This window comes from Ignavibacteriales bacterium, assembly GCA_026390795.1.
GTDB lineage: Bacteria > Bacteroidota > Ignavibacteria > Ignavibacteriales > Melioribacteraceae > Fen-1258.
This window is the reverse complement of record JAPLFG010000001.1, coordinates 327,167-350,586: the sequence shown is the minus strand read 5'-3', so window position 1 is coordinate 350,586 and position 23,420 is coordinate 327,167. Positions and strand designations below refer to the sequence as shown.

The 23,420-nt window shown below is 35.8% G+C and carries 19 protein-coding genes and 1 pseudogene; 15 read left to right on the top strand and 5 right to left on the bottom strand.

The annotated features are described in order from the left end of the window. Positions 1–20 precede the first annotated feature (20 nt). Positions 21–3,932, bottom strand: coding sequence for an AAA family ATPase (locus NTX65_01445; GenBank protein MCX6167975.1), 3,912 nt, complete (start codon positions 3,930–3,932; stop codon positions 21–23). A gap of 162 nt (positions 3,933–4,094) precedes the next feature. Between NTX65_01445 and NTX65_01440 the strand changes: the two genes are divergently transcribed. The 15 genes and pseudogenes from NTX65_01440 (at position 4,095) to NTX65_01370 (ending at position 19,560) form a co-directional block, all read left to right on the top strand. Then, complete coding sequence (locus NTX65_01440; GenBank protein MCX6167974.1) at positions 4,095–4,742, top strand: DUF2807 domain-containing protein; 648 nt, start codon at positions 4,095–4,097, stop codon at positions 4,740–4,742. Between the two features lie 79 nt (positions 4,743–4,821). After that, complete coding sequence (gene purE, locus NTX65_01435) at positions 4,822–5,367, top strand: 5-(carboxyamino)imidazole ribonucleotide mutase (GenBank protein MCX6167973.1); 546 nt, start codon at positions 4,822–4,824, stop codon at positions 5,365–5,367. 313 nt (positions 5,368–5,680) lie between these two features. After that, a complete protein-coding gene (gene nuoE / locus NTX65_01430; protein MCX6167972.1) occupies positions 5,681–6,172 on the top strand; it encodes an NADH-quinone oxidoreductase subunit NuoE in 492 nt (163 codons plus the stop codon). Next, a pseudogene (locus NTX65_01425) lies at positions 6,169–6,249 on the top strand (hypothetical protein). Before nuoE (NTX65_01430) ends, NTX65_01425 begins: the two are co-directional and overlap by 4 nt. Before the next feature lie 108 nt (positions 6,250–6,357). Continuing rightward, positions 6,358–8,154: a 4Fe-4S binding protein gene (locus NTX65_01420; protein ID MCX6167971.1), complete on the top strand. Its 1,797-nt coding sequence runs from the start codon at positions 6,358–6,360 to the stop codon at positions 8,152–8,154. A gap of 19 nt (positions 8,155–8,173) precedes the next feature. After that, complete coding sequence (locus NTX65_01415; GenBank protein MCX6167970.1) at positions 8,174–9,904, top strand: NADH-dependent [FeFe] hydrogenase, group A6; 1,731 nt, start codon at positions 8,174–8,176, stop codon at positions 9,902–9,904. Beyond that, complete coding sequence (locus NTX65_01410; protein ID MCX6167969.1) at positions 9,905–11,899, top strand: ATP-binding protein; 1,995 nt, start codon at positions 9,905–9,907, stop codon at positions 11,897–11,899. Positions 11,900–11,909: 10 nt separating this feature from the next. Further along, positions 11,910–12,323, top strand: coding sequence for a response regulator (locus NTX65_01405; GenBank protein MCX6167968.1), 414 nt, complete (start codon positions 11,910–11,912; stop codon positions 12,321–12,323). A 15-nt stretch (positions 12,324–12,338) separates the two neighbouring features. Further along, positions 12,339–13,820, top strand: coding sequence for an ATP-binding protein (locus tag NTX65_01400; GenBank protein ID MCX6167967.1), 1,482 nt, complete (start codon positions 12,339–12,341; stop codon positions 13,818–13,820). Between the two features lie 15 nt (positions 13,821–13,835). Further along, a complete protein-coding gene (locus NTX65_01395; protein MCX6167966.1) occupies positions 13,836–14,219 on the top strand; it encodes a response regulator in 384 nt (127 codons plus the stop codon). Next, positions 14,219–14,692: an NADH-quinone oxidoreductase subunit NuoE gene (nuoE, locus tag NTX65_01390; GenBank protein ID MCX6167965.1), complete on the top strand. Its 474-nt coding sequence runs from the start codon at positions 14,219–14,221 to the stop codon at positions 14,690–14,692. Before NTX65_01395 ends, nuoE (NTX65_01390) begins: the two co-directional genes overlap by 1 nt. 2 nt (positions 14,693–14,694) lie before the next feature. Next, positions 14,695–15,894, top strand: a complete 1,200-nt coding sequence (locus NTX65_01385; protein ID MCX6167964.1) for an iron hydrogenase — start codon at positions 14,695–14,697, stop codon at positions 15,892–15,894. Next, complete coding sequence (locus tag NTX65_01380; protein ID MCX6167963.1) at positions 15,884–17,800, top strand: NADH-dependent [FeFe] hydrogenase, group A6; 1,917 nt, start codon at positions 15,884–15,886, stop codon at positions 17,798–17,800. The genes NTX65_01385 and NTX65_01380 overlap by 11 nt, the downstream gene beginning before the upstream one ends. 52 nt (positions 17,801–17,852) lie before the next feature. Continuing rightward, positions 17,853–18,047 (top strand): DUF5808 domain-containing protein, encoded by a 195-nt coding sequence (locus tag NTX65_01375; GenBank protein MCX6167962.1) that lies wholly within the window; start codon positions 17,853–17,855, stop codon positions 18,045–18,047. A 79-nt stretch (positions 18,048–18,126) separates the two neighbouring features. Continuing rightward, positions 18,127–19,560, top strand: a complete 1,434-nt coding sequence (locus NTX65_01370) for a HAMP domain-containing sensor histidine kinase (protein ID MCX6167961.1) — start codon at positions 18,127–18,129, stop codon at positions 19,558–19,560. Here the strand turns inward: NTX65_01370 and ispE are convergent. Genes ispE through NTX65_01350 form a run of 4 tightly spaced genes read right to left on the bottom strand, consistent with a single transcriptional unit; the run spans position 19,532 to position 23,407 of the window. Then, positions 19,532–20,374, bottom strand: coding sequence for a 4-(cytidine 5'-diphospho)-2-C-methyl-D-erythritol kinase (gene ispE / locus NTX65_01365; protein MCX6167960.1), 843 nt, complete (start codon positions 20,372–20,374; stop codon positions 19,532–19,534). The genes NTX65_01370 and ispE overlap by 29 nt on opposite strands. After that, a complete protein-coding gene (locus NTX65_01360; GenBank protein ID MCX6167959.1) occupies positions 20,355–21,248 on the bottom strand; it encodes a homocysteine S-methyltransferase family protein in 894 nt (297 codons plus the stop codon). Before NTX65_01360 ends, ispE begins: the two co-directional genes overlap by 20 nt. Next, positions 21,235–22,371, bottom strand: coding sequence for a lipopolysaccharide heptosyltransferase family protein (locus NTX65_01355; protein ID MCX6167958.1), 1,137 nt, complete (start codon positions 22,369–22,371; stop codon positions 21,235–21,237). Before NTX65_01355 ends, NTX65_01360 begins: the two co-directional genes overlap by 14 nt. Beyond that, complete coding sequence (locus NTX65_01350) at positions 22,364–23,407, bottom strand: hypothetical protein (protein MCX6167957.1); 1,044 nt, start codon at positions 23,405–23,407, stop codon at positions 22,364–22,366. Before NTX65_01350 ends, NTX65_01355 begins: the two co-directional genes overlap by 8 nt. Positions 23,408–23,420: the final 13 nt, after the last annotated feature.

Here is a 23,420-nt window from a genome sequence, read left to right as displayed (position 1 = left end):
CTTAGTAAAATGTGGGTGAGTTAGATCTTGATTTTTTGAACGTCTTCAAGTGTAATGGTTTTCAAATCAACATCATCTTGTTCGAAGATGTTAAATATTCTTTCTTCTTGATTTGTAATTGCCGAGTATAAAATGTTTTTTGCCAGGTTTCCGTTATCAAAATTCTTTTCGTGTTTTTCGACGAGTTGCTCGAATCGGTCAAGCAATTCTTGCAAAGCACCTTCATCAAGAGCGTACCCATTTTTCTCTGCAATATCGGCGGCTATGCAAAGTAGCTGCATTGGAGAATAATCATCGAAATTAAAAACATTAGGAAAATAAGCCGACAAACCAGGATTTGATTTAAGAACGGATTTCATCTTTTCGCTTTGACTTGTAAGTATAACAAAAAATCTTCCTTTAAAATCGTGCATCCGTTTCAATATCATTTCTATTGCTTCCTGACCGTAATTATTCTCATCGGAGAATAAATTATGAGCATCCTTAATAATGAGTGTACCATCGAGTGCTTGTTGGATTATTTTATCGGTTTTTACAGCCGTTTGACCTTGATAACCGGCAACAAGATCGGCACGGTCAACTTCAACAATGTGATCCTTATGCAGTATACCAAGTTCTTTAAATATTTTGCTCATCAGTTTTGCCACTAATTTTTTCCCTGTACCGGAATTGCCAATAAAAACAGAATGCAAATTGCGGTCAACCGATTGCAGACCACGTTCTTTTTTCAACTGTGATATTTTTGCAAAACTGATCAATTTGTAGATATCACGTTTTACGTTATCGAGTCCAATTAATTGGTTAAGCTCATCAATATATTCTTGAAGTTTGAGCGGGTCACCTTGAACATCAAAATGTTTTGCCTCCACATCACGGTTTAGAACTTCGTTTATATCGCTAAGTTCTATTGTGTTAACTTTCTCTTCACTTCGTTCTTCTGTCGGAATGTCGGAAAGTCTGAGCAGCATTTTTTGTTTTACGGATTCAAGAATATTTCTAACAATACGCGCATTACCAAATTTTTTATCTCGGTTCTTATACAATTCATCAAAATGTTTCTGCAATTTTTCTTCAGCTTCTTTTGATATATTTTTTTTCTCTCTAATTAATGTTCTGTTCACAATTTCCATTAGTTCAGTAGGGGAGTAGTCTTCAAAGGTGAATGATTTACTGAACCGCGATTGTATACCGGGATTACCTGATACAAAATTCAACATTTCGTCGGTATATCCTGCGGCTACTACAACAAATTTACCGCGGTCATCTTCCATTCTCTTTAGTAAAATATCTATAGCTTCTTTCCCAAAATCACTACCGGAATCACTTGGCTTTAACAACGCGTAAGCTTCATCAATAAACAGCATTCCACCGAGAGATTTATCGATTAGACTAGTAGTTTTTTCTGCAGTTTGCCCCACGTAACCGGCAACCAAACCTTGCCGGTCTGTTTCAACAAGGTGCCCCTTTGATAAAATTCCAAGTGCCGAATAGATTTTTCCAAAAATACGCGCAACAGTAGTCTTACCTGTTCCGGGATTGCCAAGAAACAGAATATGTTCGCTGAATACTTTTCTAATATCTTCTCCCTGCTCATTAAAATAACGTGCAAGTTTCACCATATCCGCAATTTCTTTTTTGACTAAATTTAAACCGACAAGGTCTTCTAATTCCTTTAATGCTTCATTCAAGGATTCTTCGTTAATAGGGAAAATAATTGTTTTGGTAGATCTTTTGGAAAGGGTAGCCTTTATTACTTCATCATTGAAAGTTGTTATTAGCTCTTTCGTTCTTTCCTCTTCCGGTATCATCAAACATACTTTGCTAAGATTTCTTTTCGATTCATCAAAAAGTCTTTTTACAAGACGTGCGTTGCCGAACGATTTATCTCTGCTTTTGAAAAGCGAGATAAATTCTTTTTTCAATAATTCTTGCGCGTCCTCAGTAATTGCATAATCTTCTTTCTTCAAAAGCTGATTAAAAATAAGAATCATTTCGTCCGGAGAATAATCATCAAAAACAAATGTTTGGCTGAACCTGGATCTAAGTCCTGGATTGGAATTTAAAAACGATTCCATCTCTTCGGGGTAGCCGGCGACAATTACAACGAATTCTCCTTTGCGGTCTTCCATTCGTTTCAAAAGAATATCAATTGCTTCTTGACCAAAATCTTGACTACCGCCTTTTTTAATCAAAGTGTAAGCTTCATCAATGAATAAGACCCCGCCTATTGCATCATTAATTAGTTTTTCTGTCTTCTGAGCAGTTTCTCCAATGAATTGTCCTACAAGTGCAGAGCGGTCAACTTCAACGACATGACCATTCGGAAGAATTCCCATTGCGTAAAAAATATCTCCGAGCATTCGAGCAACTGTTGTCTTTCCGGTTCCGGGATTACCTAGGAATACCGCATTGATTGCAATTTTTTCTTCGGCTTTCAATCCGAGTCGTTTCCTCTCTTTCAGAAATTCAAGATAGGAGACAAAACTCTTAACAGATTCTTTTATACTAACCAATCCGGTAAAGTGATCTAGCTCTTCAAGAAGTTCCGCTAACGATTTTGTTGTATGTTGGGATTTGTTATTAGTTGACGGTCTCTCAATTTTCTTCTGCTCAAATTGTTTATCAAATGTTCTTTTTTCCGGAATGTCGAATCTCTCGTCAGTTTCCCGTACATTTTTATTTCCTATCCCGAAAAATTTTTCCCCGGTTTTGAAATTGTTAACATAAAATTCAATGCGTGCTTGTCCGGACTGCCAATCTTCAGATTGTTCAGAACTTAGAGATTGAACGAATATAACGGAGTCCCAAGCTTTGAGTACACTCATCTGAAAATTATTTCTACCAATCTCAAAATCATTATGATACCAAACCAGAGAACAGCTAAAGATTTTATCTTCTTTTTTATAATAAAGATTATTAAAAATAATTTCTGCGGCAATTATTCGTGTTGAGTTAGCAAAACTTTTGCAATAAATACGGGAACCGGATTTAGATTCTTCTACCGCGTCAAATAATTTTAAAGAATAAATATCAACGAAATCGTTCGGGTAATGATATGATTCAGTCTTATAATCATTTTCTGCAAATGAAGTAGTAGATTGTGATCGTTCCCGGATCATTCGTTCATGTGAAATTCTTTTCTGCGGTTCTGTCTTTACATCGGATTCCTGCTCCAGCTGAGAAAATTTTTTTAATGCATTATGAATGCTAGTAAATCTTTCATTCTTTTTATACTTATTTGCTAATGAATCTGCTTTCTTCAATGCAGGTTTAAGTTGGAAAAGATGAAGCATCGATTCTAATTCCATCAATTCCGCTTCGTCGTTTTTATTTTTCTCTAAAATTTTTCTAGCACAATAAAGAGAGAACCAAAATTCTTTGGCTTTAATTGCTTGCCCGGCACTTTCCAATATTGTATTAATATTCTTCGAGTTGATCAACATCTTACCTGTCCGGATTTGATTTGCTTGATCAAGCCAATCACGCATTTCTTTCCAAGAAGGATTTTTACCGTTATCTATTATGAGAGCTAGTTCAAGTGCGGCATTTGCATCTTCAAATTTTTGAAGTCCGGCATACGATTTAGATCGATTTAAATAGGTCCATGCAAGAATTTCTTTTTGTTTATCAATTGATTGATCTGTGTCCGCAATTGCACCTTCAAAGATGCTCATCCGGTAAAGCAGATAAGACCGATAAACACGAGCTTTGATTGAATCTCCCTTTAATTCAACAGATAGATTCGCATAATCCATTGCTTTTATAGGATTTCCATTTTCCAATAGTGCCCATGCGTAACAGATCGCAGCTTCACTATCATCGGGACGCGACTGGTAGACCTTTTCAGCAGCATTTAATGCTAAACGAAATCTGCCATTCCATAAGTGATCGTAAGCTTCTGCTTGTAGAGTATTTAGTTCTTCATCAAACAATCTGAACCCCGAATTGAATAATAATTGCATCTCGTAATTTTATAAAGTTAATATAATAACTTAAGTAGATTAACTGAAATATCCGGGATGTGTAATTTTTATTATTTTTAGATGAACAAATTGTAGGAAAACACGTCTAATGATCAAAGTTATGAGGTCTTTATGAAAATGAAATTAATTTCTGCAGTTTTATTTTTAGCATTTATTATTAGCGGCTGTGGTTTTTGGGGAGTGCGTGGAAATGGAAGGATTAGAGATGAAGCTCGTAAGGTAACAGAATTCCATAAAATTGAAGCTGGCGGTGCCTTCTCGATACATGTAAAAGTTGGTTCTGCAGCTTCTTTAAGAATTACTGCCGAAGAAAATTTATTGGGTTATATCCGGACAACCGTGAGAGGGAATAGACTTATTATCGATACACGTAAAAATATTTCCCCACGCAAAGAAATCTTAATTGAGATCACAACTCCAAATTTAACTGATATACAAGTTTCCGGCGCGAATGATATTGAAGTTGAAGGAATTAAGGAAACAGAATTTAATGTGGAGCTTAGCGGAGCCGGTAATATTCATTTACTTGGTGAGGTAGAAAGACTTCGTGCTGAACTTTCCGGCGCAGGTAATATTGATGCCAGAGAGTTGAAATCAAAAGAAACTTTTATTTCGGTAAGCGGTGCCGCTAGTGCCAATGTATATGCGACAAAATACTTAGATGCATCGGTATCGGGAGTTGGGTCGATAGATTATTACGGTAACCCGGAAAAAACAAAAACTAATGTATCCGGAGTTGGATCGATTACAAGAAAGTAATTAAAAATAATCTCATTAAAGAGCGGAATCTAGAGTTTCTAGTTCCGCTCTTTTTATTTAAACATATTTTGCAAATTCATTGGCAGCAATTATCTTTGAATATCGAAATCAGTTAATTCAAGAGAAAAATATGAAAAATATTCAAGTCGCAATTTTAATGGGGAGTGATTCTGATTATAATGTTATTCAGAAAGCAGAAGAAACACTTAATGAATTTGGAGTGGCTTTTGAAACAAGAATTCTTTCCGCACATAGAACTCCGAAACAAACCGTTGAATTTATTACCTCTGCTCAGAAGAATGGAGCAAAAGTATTTATAGCAGGTGCGGGCGGAGCTGCACACCTTCCAGGTGTTATCGCAGCTCATACAATTTTACCTGTAATAGGTATACCGATTCTTGGAAAATCGACCAATGGATTAGACTCGTTACTTTCAATTGTTCAAATGCCTTCTGGAGTTCCGGTAGCAACTGTAGCAATCGACGGTGCTAAAAATGCAGCATTGCTGGCAGTGCAAATTCTTGCGGTATCTAATAAACCCCTTGCAAAAAAAATGACTTTATATAAAATGCAGATGGAAAAAGAGGTTCTTAGAAAAGATAAGCTGTTACATCAAAAAAAATAGAAAGAATTATATTTGAATTTTAGTGCGATACTTTTCATTAGAAGTTGATCACGATTTATTTTTTCGACATAAATCATTGCAGTTCCACCATTAAATATATAGTCCCTTCACTCAACCGCGAACTTTCACTATTTACCCCTAGAACTATGATGTTTTAGGAAATTATAGAATATTATTCTCACACTTAGGAAATTCAGTCAATTCTAGCCGAATTTTATTTTGTTTAACGGTGAAATAAGAGGTTCATAAACCACATCTATTGGCATCTTATATGCAAATTAAAACAAAAATCTTCGAACAAATTGAGATCGTGATGAAAAAAGGAATCCTAGAAAAGTATTCACCCAATGATAGAAGCAACTTAATAGCACTTCTTCAAGAAGTTCAGGAAGCATACGGGTATCTTCCTGAAGACGATTTACGTGCAATTGCAGAATATATTAATCTTCCTTTTAGCTCAGTTTACGGCGTTGCAACTTTCTATAATCAATTCAGATTAAAACCATTAGGTAAGAATGTTATACGTGTTTGTAGAGGAACTGCGTGTCATGTTAAAAATTCGGCAAATCTTTTAACAGCATTAGAGAACGAACTTGGAATAAAAGCCGGACAGACAACCCGTAATAAAAACTTTACGCTTGAAACAGTTGCATGTATTGGCGCTTGCAGCATAGCTCCCGTAATAAATATAAACAAAGATTATTATGGTCGGGCAACAATAAAAGAGATTTCAAAAATTTTGGCAAAATATAAGAAAGAAGAAACACCTAAAAATAAGATTGAACAATTGGCAAATGCGGAATGAAAAATTTTCTTGAAAAATGTTGTGATCAATGCTGGCATTCGCCAGAAAATCCATGTGATATATTTATTGCGTGCTGTCTTGAAGGACCGTTATGCCATCAAGATAATGGCTGTAAAAAGAAATATGAAGATTTAAATAAATCTCTTAGATATATCAATCACGATATTCCCCTAATATTTATTGGTATGGGAACTTGCGGCTTGGCTTCCGGTGCCGATAAAGTAAAGATTGCAATTGAGGCTGAACTTGCTTCACTAAAATTAGAAGCTGTAGTCATACCAACAGGATGTATTGGATATTGTGCTAAAGAACCGATTGTTGATATCAAACTTCCCGGCAAAAACAGAATTTCTTATTGCGAAATTACACCTAAAGATGTTTCGCAACTTATTAATACTACGATTGTTAATGGATCAATATTTGAGAAAAAACTTTTAGGTTCTTTCGGTAAGAATGATGAAAATATTTGTTCAATTTCTGAAGTGCCATTTTTCAAACATCAGCAAAAAGTTGTACTGGAAAATTGCGGGGTAATTAATCCAAATTCGATAGACGAATATATATCGGCTAGCGGATTCAAAGCTGTGGATAAAGTTTTACGGTTAATGAGTCCTGAAGAAGTTATTCATGAAGTTAAAGAAAGTGGATTACGGGGAAGAGGTGGCGGCGGATTTTCTACCGGAACAAAATGGGAATTAGCCGGCAAAAAAAATGCTGAGCAAAAATATATTATTTGTAATGCTGACGAAGGTGATCCTGGTGCTTTTATGGATCGGTCCGTTCTAGAAAGTGATCCGTTTAGAGTTATTGAAGGAATGATTGTAGGTGCCTACGCAATTGGTGCTTCAAAGGGATTTATTTACTGCCGTGCCGAATATCCTTTAGCAATTCAGAGACTTAATGATGCAATTATAAAATGCAGAGAGTATGGATTACTAGGTGAAAACATTTTAAATAGCGACTTTGACTTCGACTTAAAAGTAAAAAAAGGAGCAGGCGCTTTTGTTTGCGGAGAAGAAACTGCTCTAATCGCCTCGATAGAAGGAAAACGCGGTATGCCTTCACCACGCCCACCTTATCCATCCGACGAAGGATTATGGAAAAACCCAACTATCATCAATAATGTAGAAACTTTTGCAAATGTACCAACAGTAATTAACCGGGGATCCTCCTGGTTCTCATCTATTGGTACCGCAACCAGTAAAGGGACTAAAGTTTTTGCTCTGAGCGGAAATATTACTTATAGCGGACTAGTTGAAGTTCCGATGGGAATAAGTTTACGCAAAGTAGTCTTTGATATTGGCGGCGGAATTGCAAATGGAAAAAAATTTAAAGCTGTACAAATAGGAGGACCTTCGGGCGGATGCTTGCCAGATTCCGTCCTTGACACTAAAGTTGATTATGAATCTTTGAAAAGTGTTGGAGCAATGATGGGATCGGGAGGATTCGTTGTTATGGATGAAGATTCATGTATGGTTGATATTGCTAAATTCTTTTTAAATTTTATTCAAGAAGAGTCATGTGGTAAATGTGTTCCATGCCGTGAAGGAACAAAAAGGATGCTGGAAATAATAGAGCGAATCCCTGTAAGTTATGCTCATAACGGTAGTAAGACAGATCAGCTGCAAAGATTTAAGGGTATAATACATCTTCAAAGATTGGCAGATGTAATTAAAGATACTTCTCTTTGTGGCCTTGGTCAAAGCGCACCCAATCCGGTTTTATCGGGCTTAAGATACTTCAGAGAAGAATATGAAGAACATCTTTTCGAGAGGAGATGCAAAGCTAAAGTTTGTAAAGATCTATTAACATATGAGATTGACCCCGAACTTTGCAGCGGTTGCGGTTTATGTATTAAAAAATGTGCGGCAGAAGCTATTATAGGAGAGAAAAAACAGCCGCATCAAATTATTGAAGTGAAATGTATTAAGTGCGGAATTTGCTTTGAGACTTGCCGGTTTGATGCAATAAGTATTAAATAAATTTTGGTAGGAGAATGAAGTGGTTGATTTGACCATAAATAATATAAAAATTAAAGCCGAAGAAGGTATGACAATTCTTGATGCGGCAAAGTCTGTTGGTATTCACATCCCAACACTTTGTCATATGAAAGGGTATTTCCCCACCGGGGCTTGTAGACTTTGTGTTGTTGAAGTTGATGGTATGAGAGGCTTAACACCATCATGTGCTTACCCGGTTATGCAAGGAATGAAAGTCGAGACAAATTCTTCACGAGTTAGAATTGCTAGAAAAACAATTATTGAACTTCTGATAGAAAATCATCCTCAAGATTGTTTGGTTTGTGTTAGAAATAAAAATTGCGAGCTGCAAGATTTAGCAGAACAGTACAGCATTAGGGAACACCGCTATGTTGGCGAAACGAAAGATCATGCTATTGATATCTCAAGTCCTTCTATGGAACGTGACCCGGCTAAATGTATCTTATGCGGAAGATGTGTTCGTGTATGCGGACAGCTTCAAAAAATAAGCGCCATAGATTTTACACATCGCGGTTTCACAAGCAATGTAACGACACCATTTAATAAAGGACTTAATGTTAGCGATTGTATTCTATGCGGTCAATGTATTCTTGTCTGTCCTACTGCTGCTCTTAGAGAAAAGAGTCATTCAAAAGAAGTTATGAGCGCAATAAATAATAAGAAGAAATTTACCGTTGCTCAAATTGCACCCGCTGTTAGAGCATCTCTTGGAGAAGAATATAATTTACCTCTCGGTACAAATGTAACGGGTCAAATTATAACCGGTTTAAAACGGCTTGGATTCAAAAAAGTCTTTGATACTAATTTTGCTGCCGATCTAACAATCATAGAAGAAGCATCGGAATTAATTAATAGAATTCAATCTGGAAAGACCTTGCCGATGTTCACAAGTTGTTGCCCGGGCTGGGTAAAATATATTGAACAAAACCGCCCCCAATTATTAGATCATGTTTCTTCGTGTAAATCTCCACACGAGATGGAAGGAGCCCTCCTCAAGACTTATTATGCTAAAAAAATGGGCATTGACCCGAAAGATATTTTTATAGTTTCTATTATGCCTTGCACAGTTAAGAAATATGAATCAACAAGAGCAGAATTAACAGAAGAACATATACCGGATGTTGATGCAGTATTAACGACTCGTGAATTAGTTAGACTATTCAAAATGTCCGGGATTGATTTTAATGATCTGGCAGAAGAAGAATTTGATAGCCCTCTCGGAGAATCGACCGGAGCTGCGGCAATATTTGGTACAAGCGGTGGAGTGATGGAAGCCGCTCTAAGGACGGCATACTTCAAATTATCTGGTGAAGAACTTGACAATATTGAGCTGATTGATGTACGAGGCAATTCAGGAATTAAAGAGAGTACAGTTTTAGTTGATGGTCTAGAATTAAATGTTGCAGTTGTCAACGGAATCGGGAATGTTGGAAAAGTTTTAGACGACATCGAAAATGGAAATTCAAAATATCATTTTATAGAAGTGATGGCATGCCCCGGTGGTTGTATCAATGGCGGCGGACAGCCAATACATCAAAAAAATAAAAAAGTAGAGAAACGCATTCAAGCTTTATACGAAATCGATTCTAAAATGAAACATAGACGATCTCACGAAAATGAATCGGTTAAAAAATTGTACAAGGAATTTCTTGGAGAACCCAATGGTCATATCTCACATGAAATTCTTCATACTGAATATGTTGATCGGAAAAAGATTTTACTCGGTAAATAAATGTCACATGGAATAGTTAGTACCATAGGTCAGCGGTGTAAAAGATGTTACTCTTGCATTAGAGAATGTCCAGCACGAGCTATCCGTGTTGTAGATGGTCAAGCCGTAGTGATCGAAGAAAGATGCATTGTTTGCGGTCATTGTGTGAAAGTTTGTTCACAAAACGCAAAAAAAATCTTAAATGATATTGACAAAGTGTTGACTGAGATAATTCCTAACGGTAAAGCCGTTGCTATACTGGCTCCATCGTTTCCGTCATCTTTTCCTCTAAATTATTCCAAAGTTGCATCCGGGCTGAAAAGGATTGGATTCCATTCAGTGATGGAAGCTGCTTTTGGTGCAGATTTGGTAAGCGACTTATACACAAAATATTTTGATCACACCGACGATAGAACAATTATTAGTTCGCCATGTCCTGCAGTTTATAATTTGATCGAAAAATATTATCCGGAAATTGTTCCTAATCTGGCAAAAGTTGTTTCACCAATGATCGCAATGGGACGGTACATCAAGAAAAATTTTGGCAATGAAACAAAAATCGTCTTCATAGGTCCTTGTGTTGCAAAGAAAAGTGAATATATAGATGATGAAGTGATTGGGGTGATTGACGCAGTTCTCACATTCAAAGAATTAAAAGAAATTTTTGAAACGCTTCATATCGACATATCTGAATTGATGGAAACAGAACTTGACGCTCCGCATGCTTACATGGGTAAATCATTCCCGTTGACGGGCGGATTGTTGAAAACGGCAAATATCTCCAGTGATATACTTCATAAAGAAATTATAGTAGTTGAAGGAAAAAACAGAGTAGTTGAGATTATGGATGAAATTCAAAATGGGAATTTAAAATCGAAATTCATCGATATTCTTTTTTGTGAAGGCTGCATCAACGGTCCCGCAATTGATTCTGATCTAAATTACTATTCTCGCAGAGAAAAAGTAATTGGTTTTATAAACGATAATATAAATGCGTTTGATAAAAATGTTTGGAAAAGTAATTTATACAATAGCCGCGAGATTGATTTAACTCGTGAGTTCCACTCAAAGAGCCAACGGCGCCCAATGCCAAGCGAAGAAGATATAAAGGCAATTCTCACGAGTACAAATAAATTCTCTAAAACAGACGAACTTAATTGCGGTTCGTGTGGATATCCAACATGCCGCGAGTATGCAATAGCAATTGCAAAAGACCTAGCGGAAGAAGATATGTGTTTACCCTTTTTAATAGATAAGTTGGAACTTGCATATCAAGAGTTGAAGGAAACACAAGTTCAACTTCATAGCGCTGAGAAACTTGCATCAATTGGACAGTTGGCAGCTGGCGTTGCACATGAAATTAACAATCCGCTCGGTTCAATAATGTTATACGCTTCAATGTTGAGGAGAAAAATTGATAAAAATGCCGGTGATCAACAGAGCAGCGATGATTTAAGACTTATTATGGATGAAGCAACAAGATGTAAAAATATTGTCTCAAATCTCCTCAATTTTGCCCGTCAAGGAAAGATAAAAATATCGACAGTGGATCTTGCAGAAATGATCTCGACAATTATCAAGACTTTAAAAGCAAATCCAGATTACTTTAAGATTTCTTTCTCATTAAATGAACTATCGGATGAATTGAAAATTGAAGGTGATGCTGATCAGTTAAAGCAAGTCTTTCTGAACCTCATTGTAAATGCGTGTGAAGCAATTGAATCTAGTCCGATTAAACTAGTGACCGTAAATGTTCTTAATAGTAATGAAAATGTAATTGTTGACATCATTGATACAGGATGTGGAATTCCGGAAGAAAATTTAAATAAAATATTTACTCCATTTTTTACTACAAAAAAAATAGGAAAAGGCACAGGTCTTGGATTAGCAATAACATACGGAATTATTAAAATGCATAATGGTGATATAAAAGTTAAAAGTGTTGATGGAAAGGGAACAACTTTCACTATAAGACTTCCCAAGAAATTGCAGTCACAAACTGCAAATATGAATTAGCGAGGACATTATGATAGCAGGAAAATATAAGAAAATACTTTTGGTTGATGATGATATTGATCTTTTGGAACAAAATAAACTCCTTCTTGAAGCAAAAGGATTTGAAGTAGTAACTGCCGAAAGCGGTGAAGATGGATATAAAATATTTCAGAGAGAGAAACCGGATGCAGCAATAGTTGATCTTATTATGGAACAGATGGATTCGGGATTTATTCTCTGTTACAAAATAAAAAAAACAGAAGTTGGCAAAAAAATCCCGGTATTTATTTTAACATCGGCAACTTATGAAACGGGATTCAAATTCAGTTCGTCATCGCCTGAAGAAAAAGAATGGATTAAGAGCGATGGGATCTTGAATAAACCTGTTGTTATTGAAGAACTGATTGCAAAGCTAGAAAATTATAACGCAGTCGAAAACATTTAAATTCTTGTTGATAAATTGAATACGAAAAAAGAAAATATTTTGATTATTGATGACGAAAAAGGATTACGCCTTGGTGCCCAGCGTTTACTTGAAGATGAAGGTTATATTGTTGAAACAGCTGAAAATGGAAAATCTGGAATTCATCTCGGAATCTCAAATAATTATGACGTTGCCGTGATTGATTTAAAGATGCCTGATATAGACGGACTTGAAGTTTTGAAACAAATAAAATTAACCAGACCGAACACTGTCTGTTTTATTGCAACCGCGTTCGCTAGTTATGATACGGCAATCCAATCCACACGTTTGGGTGCTTTCGGGTATATTCCCAAACCTTTTACTCCTGAAGAGTTAATATATCAAGTTGAACTTGGAGTTAAACAAAGAAAATTAATTATTGAATCCGAAAGACTTAAAAAAGAGAGTGAGGAAAATCTTTTAGTAATTGCTTATGAAAAATCACGTCTCAATGCAATTATTAAATCCATAAGCGATGGAGTACTTGTAATTAACAGAGTTGGAGAAGTAGTTTATTTCAATTACGCTGCCCTAAAATTCCTAAATATTTCTGAACTTAAAATCGGCGATACGGCAATTCAAAAACTTCCGGAAAAAATAATTGAAATAATAAAAAATATTCTTTCCGCAGATAAAGTCCTTCTCAAAACTTATTCTATCCAGATTGAACTGCTGCCGAATAATGAATTAGTGATAGAAGCGGCATGCACACCGGTTCCTCATCCGGACGGCAGCATTGCTGGTGTAGTAATTGTTTTAAGCAATATTACACAATTCAAGAAAATAGAGCAGATCAAATCGCAGTTCGTATCAATGGTAGCGCATGAATTAAAAACTCCTCTTTCTGCTGTTCAAGGATTTTTAAATATTCTGTTGGATGATACGATAGTAATTGATAAAGAAAAAGAAAAAGATTATTTGAAGCGTTCTGTTGTTCGCTTAAATAATCTTAAAGAATTAGTTAATGATCTACTCGATATCTCTCGTATGGAATTAAAGACTAAACAACGTGAAATAGAAGAGATTCATCTTCATGAAATTCTTCATAATACGGTTCAACTTTTAGAACTAGAACTTAAAAAGAAGAACATTTCATTAGTCTCTACAATCGAAAAAGATTTACCGTTAATAAAAGCTGATCAAAACGAAATTACGAGGATATTGACCAACCTTTTAAGTAATGCAATTAAGTATAACAAGATCGGCGGTAAAATATTAATAGACATCTTCACGAAGAAAAATTACATTTCTATAAGAATTAAAGATACCGGAATTGGAATGAGAGAGGAAGAACAGAAAAAACTATTCAATGAATTTTACCGCATAAAAAATGATTTAACACGCGGCATAAGCGGCACGGGGCTTGGTCTTACAATTGTAAAAAGAATTGTAGATTCATATCATGGTAAAATTGAAGTAGAATCGACTTATGGTGAAGGAACATCAATCACAGTTATTTTACCCATAAATATTAATTAACAAATGGAGAGCATAATGGCACTTATAGCAATTATCGACGACGACCCGGATATTCTTGACGCGAGCAGTTTGGTATTGAAATCGAAAGGATACAATGTAATAACCGCCACTAACCCGAGTGACGGTTATAAAATTGTAAAAGAGAAAAATCCAAATTTAATTATTCTTGATGTTATGATGGATGAGCCGGATGATGGATTTTTTCTTGCACAAAGATTCCGTAAAGAAAAAATTATGACACCGATTCTAATGTACACATCGGTATCAAAAGCAATCGGATTTGAATTCGGAAAGAACGAAATGGTTCCTGTAGATGATTTTGTAGAAAAACCAATTTCACCGGATGAACTTGTAAAAAAAGTAGAAAGTTTGTTACAAAAAGTTGAGGAGAAACGATAATGCTAGTACTAGAAAAAAATGCTATGACCGAAGAGATCGAGATTCTTGTCGATAGATACGGCAAAGATCGTTCATCGCTTTTGCCGATTCTTCAAGATATCCAAAGAAGTCATAAATACATTCCGGATTTTGCTCAACAGGAAATTGCCCGCTTACTCGGTATTCATCCGGTTGAAGTTTACAGCGTTGTTTCATTTTATTCATTCCTCAACACACAACCGAAAGGAAGAAATATTGTGCGACTATGCCAAACTATCACTTGCGATATGGCTGGTAAAACTGCAATTGCTAAAGCTCTCGAAAGAGAACTTGGAATAAAATTCGGCGAAACAACGAAAGACAATAAATTCACTCTTGAATATGTGAATTGTTTAGGAATGTGCGATCAAGGACCCGCTCTATTAGTAAATGAAAGAGTCTATTCAAAAATTTCTCCCGAATCTGCTGTTTCAATTCTTAGCGAGGTGAAATAATTATGGAAAAGAATAAACGAAAAGGAGCTGTTTTATTCTCTGACTACAAACGCGGAGATGGAATTAAAAAAGCAATTGCAAAGTCACGAGAAGATATACTATTTGAAATTCGCGAATCGAAATTAAAAGGGAGAGGCGGAGCTGGTTTTCCAACTGCTACAAAATGGATGATGGTAGCCGCCGCAAATTCTGATGAAAAATATATTATTTGCAATGCAGATGAGGGTGAACCGGGAACATTCAAAGACCGTGTTCTGCTTCTCGAATACCCCGAATTAGTTTTTGATGGAATGGTAATTGCCGGATATGTTATTGGAGCCAAGAAAGGAATTATATACCTGCGCGGTGAGTACGAATACATGAAAAAATCTTTGGAAGATTATCTTGAAGCAATGAAAAAAGATAAACTGCTTGGCAGTGATATTCTCGGAAAGAAAGGATTCGACTTTGAAATCGGTATCAGAATGGGAAGCGGCGCTTATGTTTGCGGAGAAGAGACAGCTTTAATTGAGTCGCTTGAAGGAAACCGAGGTGAAGCAAGAAACCGACCTCCATTTCCAGTAACCACCGGCTACCTGGGAAAACCAACAACAGTTAATAATGTTGAAACATTAGCTTCTATTCCGCACATCGTAAACAAAGGCGGAGAGTGGTTTAGAAAACACGGGACTGATAAATCCTCTGGTTCTAAATTGTTTTCTGTTTCCGGCGATTGTGAAAAACCAGGTGTCTATGAATTACCTTGGGGTACAAAAATATCCGAACTTTTAGAATTAGTCGGCGCAAAAAATACAAAAGCTGTCCAAGTTGGCGGAGCTTCCGGCAATTGTCTTCCTAAATCTCAATTTGAACGGACGCTTGCATATGAAGATGCCGCAACCGGCGGTTCAATAATGATATTCAATGAAAGTAGAAATATGCTCCATGTTTTGAAAAATTTTATGGAGTTCTTTGTTGAAGAATCATGCGGGCAATGCACACCATGCAGAATAGGAAATGTTAAATTGCTCGAAGGTGTAAGGATGATCGAAAAAAACGAATTCACATTTGCTTATATCAATCAGTTAAAAGATCTTGGACGTACGATGCAGGTTGCATCTAAATGTGGATTAGGGCAATCGAGCCCCAACTCATTCATCTCAATATTAGAAAATTTTAAAGAAGAAATATTCAACGGTAACGGAGGACACAATGGAAAGTAAAGATAATTTGAGAGCGCCGGTTAGTCAAAAACCGTTGACGATTGAAAAACCTACTGATTTAACTACAATCGGCGGAACCATTACGGTTGAAATAAACGAAAAGAAAATTACTGTCCCGCTTGGAACCACAATTCTTGAAGCGTGCAAGATGAGCGGCATAAGTATTCCAACTTTGTGTAACCATGAGGATTTGTGTGTAGCCGGAGTTTGCAGAATATGTGTTGTAGAAGTTGAAGGGATGAGAACACTTCAAGCATCTTGTGCATACCCAATCACTGCACCAATGAAAATAAAGACCTCAACGCCAATGGTTCGAAAGGCACGAAGAAATATTATAGATTTAATGTTGAGTGAACATTACGGCGAATGTTATTCATGTTTTAGAAATGGTAAATGTGAATTGCAAGCTCTTGCTAAAGAGTATGGTGTTGATAGTTACACTTACGGTCATGTTACAGAACCAAAGTATGAAATTGATAAATCTTCATATTCCGTTATTAGAGATATGAGTAAATGCATTCTCTGTAAACGTTGTGTTAGAACTTGTATTGATCTTCAGGAAGTAGGTGTTCTTGAAGCTGTAGACAGAGGAGACAAAACTCATATCAGTACATTTTTAGATAAACCATTGAGCGATGTAATTTGCATCAATTGCGGGCAATGTATTAACCGGTGCCCAACTGCTGCTTTACGAGCTAACGATCCATCTGATGAAATTTGGGCGGCTATTGACGATCCTAAAAAACATGTTATTATTCAGACGGCTCCGTCACCAAGAGCTGCAATTGGAGAAGAATTTGGATTAGGTGCAGGTCATTCAATGACAAGAGAATTAAATACAGCGCTTAAGAGAATTGGTTTCGATAAAGTATTTGATACCAATTTTACAGCCGATTTAACAATCATCGAAGAGGGGACAGAATTAATTCTTCGTTTATATAAAGCACTCGTTCAAAAAGAAGAAGTCGCACTTCCGCAATTCACATCGTGTTCACCTGGCTGGGTCAAATTCCTTGAACATTATTATCCGGAATATATTGACAATTTAAGTTCAGCCAAATCTCCTCAACAGATGTTCGGCGCACTCATTAAAACCTTTTATGCACAGAAGGTTGGTATTGATCCTGCTGATGTTGTATCCGTTGCATTGATGCCGTGTTCTGCTAAAAAATTCGAATGCAACAGACCGGAAATGAATGATAGCGGTTTTAGAGATGTTGATTACGGCTTAACAACACGCGAAATGGCTAAAATGATTAGAGAAGCAGGAATCAATTTGCCGGAAATGCCTAAGAGTGATTTCGATAATCCATTCGGTGAAGCATCCGGCGCTGGATTAATATTCGGTGCTACTGGGGGTGTTATGGAAGCAGCGATCCGGTCGGTTGTCGAATTCGTTTTAGGTAAAAAAGCTGAGGACATTTTTGCAAACGCAAATATTATTCCATTACGCGGATTTGATGGTGTTAAGTATATGGAAATTCCAATTGGTGATAAAGTCGGTCCGGTTCCGGAGATACTAAAACATTTAGTACCTAATTGGGATTGGCTTAAAGGAGCAACTTTGAAAATAGCAGTGGCTCATGGTACTGCAAATGCTAAAAAAATTATGGATGATATAAAAGCAGGCGGTAAATTTTCAGAATGTCATTTCATAGAATTTATGGCCTGTCCCGGTGGCTGTATAGGTGGCGGTGGACAACCAATTCCAACAACTCCTGAAATTCGGAAGTTAAGAGCCAAGGCAATTTATGCTGAAGATGAATCTCTTGAGCTTCGTAAGTCGCACGAAAATCCACACGTAGTTCAGATTTATGAAGAGTTCTTGACCGATGGTCCGTGCGGACATAAATCTCATGAATTACTTCATACTCATTATACACCTCGCGGTAGATACATAGTTTAATTGGTAAGGAAGGGCTCAAAATATTGAGCCCTTCCTTATTTTGGAAAAGAAGATGAATGATGATTCAGACGATAGATCAAATTGGAAATTTGGAATATTTTATTTCGATTCTGAGAACCAGAAAGTTTTTGTCCCTAAACGAGTTGGTATTGGGTGGACATTGAATTTTGCCAGATGGCAGACTTCAATAATTATTGGAGCCCTACTAATTATTTTAGGAATCTCTTTTTTCACTACACTGATATGAGATTCGTTTACTTTAAATTACAATCTGCCTATATTAATTGTGATTCTCAACGCAAGATTATTAATTCTTTAGAATATATATGCTAAATCTTGTACCAGAGTGGACTTATCATTATGGCGAATTTTGGAAGGCAATAAAGACTCGTAATCTCTGGTTTATACGGCTAAGATACCTCGCCTCTGTTGTACTATTCGGTTTTTTTATTACTGGACAATTTCTTTTTCACTTAGAATTTTCAATTGACCAAATAATTGCCATTAACGGCATTAATATTTCAATTCTCCTCTACAATGTACTTGTTCATTCAATTCGGAAATATGTTTCTACCGATCCCGGTAAATTTAATGGACTTCATCTTTCACTTATCCAGATGATTTTGGATTTAACCGCTTTAATGCTTTTGGTTTATTACACAGGTCTAATTGAATCTCCGCTTTACATGTTTTTTATCTTTCATATGATAATTGGCAGTTTAATTTTACCCGGTTATATAATATATCTCACTGCAGGATTAATTAGTTGTGTGTTCGCTACTCTGACTTTATTTCAAAAACTAAATTGGATACAGCACCATTTTATTCCCGGACTCTATGTTGGCTCCCAGCCGCATACCTTAACTTATGATATTCTCTTTGTAATAATTTTCGCAATAATGTTATTTATTTCAGTGTACATTGCTAATAAAATTGCGCACCAACTATACCAGCGGGAACAACAGCTGCGTTCATCATTAGAAAAGCTTAATGAGGCTGAGATTGCAAAGCAAAAATATACTATCGGAATCGTTCATGAAATTAAAACACCCATTGCGGCTGTTCATTCTATTTTAGAATTAATAAAGAATGGTTATGTAGGAACCGTGAGTGAGTTAGTTGAACAAAAAATTCAGCGTGCTGAACTTAGAACTGAGGAAGCACTGCAACTTATCAAAAACATTCTTAACATTTCTAAACTTAGATTACTGGAAATTAATCTTACCGATGAGATTAATTTAAGTGTCTTCATTAAGAATCTACTTGATACTTTCAGTGAATTGGCAAAAGATAAATCAATCAATATGATTTTTATCGATAATACAAACGAACAGCTAATCATAAAATCCGATAAAATACTTTTAGAGCTGGTTGTTTCAAATGTGATCTCGAATGCGCTAAAATATATTGAAGATGAGGGAACGATAGAAGTTAGATTAGACTCTAATGCTGATAGATTTACTTTAGAAGTTTGTGATAACGGGATTGGAATTCCACAAAAAGACATTGATAAAATATTTGAACAATTTTACAGAGCTTCCAATATCAATAAAACCATACACGAGGGAAGCGGAATGGGATTAGCTATTGTCAAAGAGATTGTGGAAAAACTAGGCGGGGTAATAAAAGTTACAAGTCCCTCACGTTTGACTCAAGAAAATAGACCCGGAACAAATTTTGAAATTATTATTCCTATTAGCTATAAACAAAACGAGTATGATATTTTTGAAGTCACGAAAGAGGATTACTTAGAAAACTAAAATATTCTTTAGACATTTTAGCTTTTGCCTTCTCTGCTAATTTAAGGTTCGGAAATATCCCATATACTGTTGAACCGGAGCCAGAAAGAAGAGCAAAAAATGCCCCGTATTCATACAACTTATTTTTAATTTCTTCAATCACTGGAAATTTCTCAAACACATACTTTTCGAAATCGTTTTTGATCACTTCTTTGATAATGTTATAATTTATTTTCCCTTCTTTCACAATTGAATTAAAATCGAACTGAAAATTGATGGGAGAGATATTCTGGAATGCTTCTTTTGTTGAAATATTAATTCCGGGATTTATAATTAATATTGGTTCGGTTATTTCAAAGTCTACGTAATTAAGAATTTCACCCCGAGAGGTACCAATTGCCGGTTTTGATTTTATGAAAAACGGAACATCAGAACCAAGCTCCAAAGCCAGAGCAATTAATTTTTCATGATTAAGTTTCAGCCTAAACATTTCATTAAGCGAAATTAAAGTAGCAGCCGCATCTGAACTTCCTCCGCCAAGACCCGCTTGCGACGGAATAAATTTTTTAAGTTCAATTTTTACCCTTATTATTTTTCCAGAAACTTCTTCCAGAAGATTTTTTGCCTTCACTACAATATTAGAGTGGTCTTTTGGAATCAAATCTGAATTGCAGTAGAATTCAAAATGATTTGCCTGCTCGAAAATCAAAATATCAAAAAGATCCGAGATAGGGTAGAAGAGTGTTGAAAGATTATGAAAACTATCTTCTCTTTTAGAGAGAATTGATAATCCAATATTTATTTTCGCCGGAGCTTTAATTTCGATATAATTCATCAAACATAACCTTGATTGCACGGGTGTGATCTGGATTTGAGCCGCAGCAAGATCCTGCATACATCGGATTCAACTCTAATAATTGTTTAATTTCAATCGAATAACTTAGTGGATCGAGTACACATTTTATAATTGCATCAGAATGTTCACTTCCACCGCAATTAAAATAAAATCCCCATTTTTTAGGAGGAATATTTTTTTCAAAATATTTATTTAACAATTGCGGAGTAACGCAATTGAATCCAATACAAGTTGGTGAAAATTCAGAAATAAATTCGACTGCTTCATTCAACGGTTCGCCGCTCAAAAGTTTTAGCTCATCATTGAAGTATAGATTTACGGTAAATGGATAGGAGTTTTCAGAACAGAAATCGCAAATGATCTTAATCTCATCCCAATGACTTTGCGTTTCATTCCAGATTAGATCACAACCGCTTTCCCAGAGTTGCTCAATATGTAACTTATGATTGTAATCTAATTTATTTTGGGTAATTGATCTTTCTATTTGATAACAATCTTCAGCGGGTGCGTTCGAACCAGCAACTAAAATTTGTTTCTCTTCAATAGCGTCAAATGCCAATTGCACTCCGCAGCGGATAAACTCTTCATTTGTGATATGAAGATTGGATTGATTGAAAGCATTTGGATTTGAACGGAATGTATTCGTCGTTATAATTTCTGCTCCCGCATCAATGTAATCCTTGTGAATTTGTACAACTGCATCAGGATGAGTTATGTTAGCTATAGAAGACCAAAGATATTTATGAAGAGGTATATTCTTCTGTTGTAAAAGACTCCCCATCGCGCCATCTAGTAATAACGGTCGTTTTAATGATTCATACTCTGCGATGAGGTCAATTCTACTTCGATTCATTTTTTTGCTTATCAAAAAATGTCAAGGATTCATTTACTATCCTTTCGAGGTCAATCATCTGAATGCACTCCAGATTATAAGGACAAACTTTTTTCCAGCAAGGCGCGCAGAAAAGATTTTCTGGAAACAACTTAACGCCTCTATCATATAAGTCAATTTCAGTCCAGCAACTTAACCCGAACCATGCGATCACATATTTTTTTAATGCTATTGCCAGATGCATTCCGAATGAATCGCCTGTAATAATTAATTGTGGAATACTCTCATAACAAGCTCCTTTTCGGACACCGTCATGTGTTGGAGTATTTATTATCCGTCCTTTAAAATTCTCGGCGATTACTTTATTTCTCTCTTCGTCTTCCGGACCGCCAAGGAGCATAATCTTAAAACGATTATAACTTAAGAACTTTTCTATCAATACAACGTGCTGCTCTATTGTCATTTTTTTGTTTGGGAATAGAAGAGAACAGCCGGTATTAAAACCAACTATTTCATCATTCTCCCTTACACCAATTTCATTTTTGTATTTCTCTATGAAATCATTCTCGGCAGTTGTAAAATTAAAAACATAGTCGTCCCGGTTATAATCGAGCTCAAATGTCTCAGCAAGATAGTCCTGCCCGTATCTTTTGTTTACTTTGAATTTCAGGTGGTCATCCATACCAAGACGGTAATTGTATTCAGCGCCATTGTTCAGCGGTATTATCTGTCCATTAGAGTTTATTCCAAAACCAAGACGTTCTTTTGCCTTTACTTGCATTGCCAAAGCACCGGAGCGAATTGATTTATCAACATTCATGACGATATCAAAATCTAAAGACTGAAGAATCAATAATGATTCAAAGTCAAAAACTAGTACTCTATCGATGTAGGTGTTGTTCTCAAGTAATCCTGATGCAACCTTTAGCGTAATCCAATAGATTGTAGATACAGGATATTTCCGTTTGATTGATTGAAGCTGGGCAGTCGTCATTAAGACATCTCCCATCGCATCAAGGTTTATAATTAAAATTTTTGTTCCAATCGGGTTCATTTCTTTACATCCGTCTTCCCAACAATTATGATCCGGAAAACAAGGCTTATATCCATTAAAGTTTTTACAGTTTGGAGCTTGTTTATTCATTTCTTTCCTTCTCTATATAGATTTTCTCAAAAAATGGAATGAATTTATTTTTTACTTCCTCAAAAGTAATGTTTTGTAATGTTGGTTCTTCGGTTATTATGGCTTCATATTCAGATTTATAAGGCGACCAGATCTTATCAGTTGTGTTATATTTAACATAAAGCCCGAACAATGGTTTTTGAAATACAGAAGCAACATGAACAATAGAAGTATCCGGAGTAAACAAAAAGTCGATTAACGGAATCATTGCACAGAATTCATCAAATGTTGGGCGGTAAAATATTGGAATATTATTATTCGAAATCTGTGAAGCATTATTCAAATCTTTTGGGGAACAGAGCAAAAGCACATTAACATCATAAGTTGACAATTCTGCAATGAGAAGTCTATAATTTGCCACTCCCCAAAACCTTGCCTCGTTGCCGGCTGAAATGTTTATACCAACTAAGAAATTCTTTGCAGAGTAATTATTTTTTACAAATTCTTCTGCAGATTTAGAAGAAGTTAACTTCGGCTCAAAGAATATATTTATTTTATCCGGGTTTATTTTTAATCCAAAAAGTTTTCCAAATTCCAACATTCTATTTACAACATGGTATTTCGACGGGTCCAATTTGAGAACGGTATGAGTATAAAGCTTAGCATTCTTTTTTTTGAGACCAAATTTGTATTTGCTTTTAGCAAATGCAATTAAATAGCTTACTGTTGATGATACATCGTCATGCAAATCAACGATAGCATCAAATTCGAACCTATTTACCATTTTAATTAAAGTTCGAATACCATGAATACTTTTACGGTAGATTATTAGCTCGTCTGCTAAGTTTGGATTTTCAAAGATAAAGTAGTTCTGACTACCTGCCAATACATAAACTTTGCAGCCAATCTGTTCCTTGATCTCTTTTAGCAGTGGGGTTGTAACAAGTGCGTCACCAATTCTATTCAATCTAATGAATAGAACTTTGCTTTCTCTAGAAATTATGGGTAACTCATTTTGATTTGCATTCTTCCTTATCAAAAGAAGTAATGAAAGCATAAATCTTCTAAAT

Excerpts from the sequence above, each read along its gene's own strand:
- NTX65_01440 (MCX6167974.1), top strand. The coding sequence starts at position 4,095 with ATGAAAATGAAATTAATTTCTGCAGTTTTATTTTTAGCATTTATTATT.
- nuoE (MCX6167972.1), top strand. The coding sequence starts at position 5,681 with ATGAAAAAAGGAATCCTAGAAAAGTATTCACCCAATGATAGAAGCAAC.
- NTX65_01420 (MCX6167971.1), top strand. The coding sequence starts at position 6,358 with ATGGGAACTTGCGGCTTGGCTTCCGGTGCCGATAAAGTAAAGATTGCA.
- NTX65_01410 (MCX6167969.1), top strand. The coding sequence starts at position 9,905 with ATGTCACATGGAATAGTTAGTACCATAGGTCAGCGGTGTAAAAGATGT.
- NTX65_01405 (MCX6167968.1), top strand. The coding sequence starts at position 11,910 with ATGATAGCAGGAAAATATAAGAAAATACTTTTGGTTGATGATGATATT.
- NTX65_01395 (MCX6167966.1), top strand. The coding sequence starts at position 13,836 with ATGGCACTTATAGCAATTATCGACGACGACCCGGATATTCTTGACGCG.
- nuoE (MCX6167965.1), top strand. The coding sequence starts at position 14,219 with ATGCTAGTACTAGAAAAAAATGCTATGACCGAAGAGATCGAGATTCTT.
- NTX65_01385 (MCX6167964.1), top strand. The coding sequence starts at position 14,695 with ATGGAAAAGAATAAACGAAAAGGAGCTGTTTTATTCTCTGACTACAAA.
- NTX65_01380 (MCX6167963.1), top strand. The coding sequence starts at position 15,884 with ATGGAAAGTAAAGATAATTTGAGAGCGCCGGTTAGTCAAAAACCGTTG.
- NTX65_01375 (MCX6167962.1), top strand. The coding sequence starts at position 17,853 with ATGAATGATGATTCAGACGATAGATCAAATTGGAAATTTGGAATATTT.
- NTX65_01370 (MCX6167961.1), top strand. The coding sequence starts at position 18,127 with ATGCTAAATCTTGTACCAGAGTGGACTTATCATTATGGCGAATTTTGG.
- ispE (MCX6167960.1), bottom strand. The coding sequence starts at position 20,374 with ATGAATTATATCGAAATTAAAGCTCCGGCGAAAATAAATATTGGATTA.
- NTX65_01360 (MCX6167959.1), bottom strand. The coding sequence starts at position 21,248 with ATGAATCGAAGTAGAATTGACCTCATCGCAGAGTATGAATCATTAAAA.
- NTX65_01355 (MCX6167958.1), bottom strand. The coding sequence starts at position 22,371 with ATGAATAAACAAGCTCCAAACTGTAAAAACTTTAATGGATATAAGCCT.
- NTX65_01350 (MCX6167957.1), bottom strand. The coding sequence starts at position 23,407 with ATGCTTTCATTACTTCTTTTGATAAGGAAGAATGCAAATCAAAATGAG.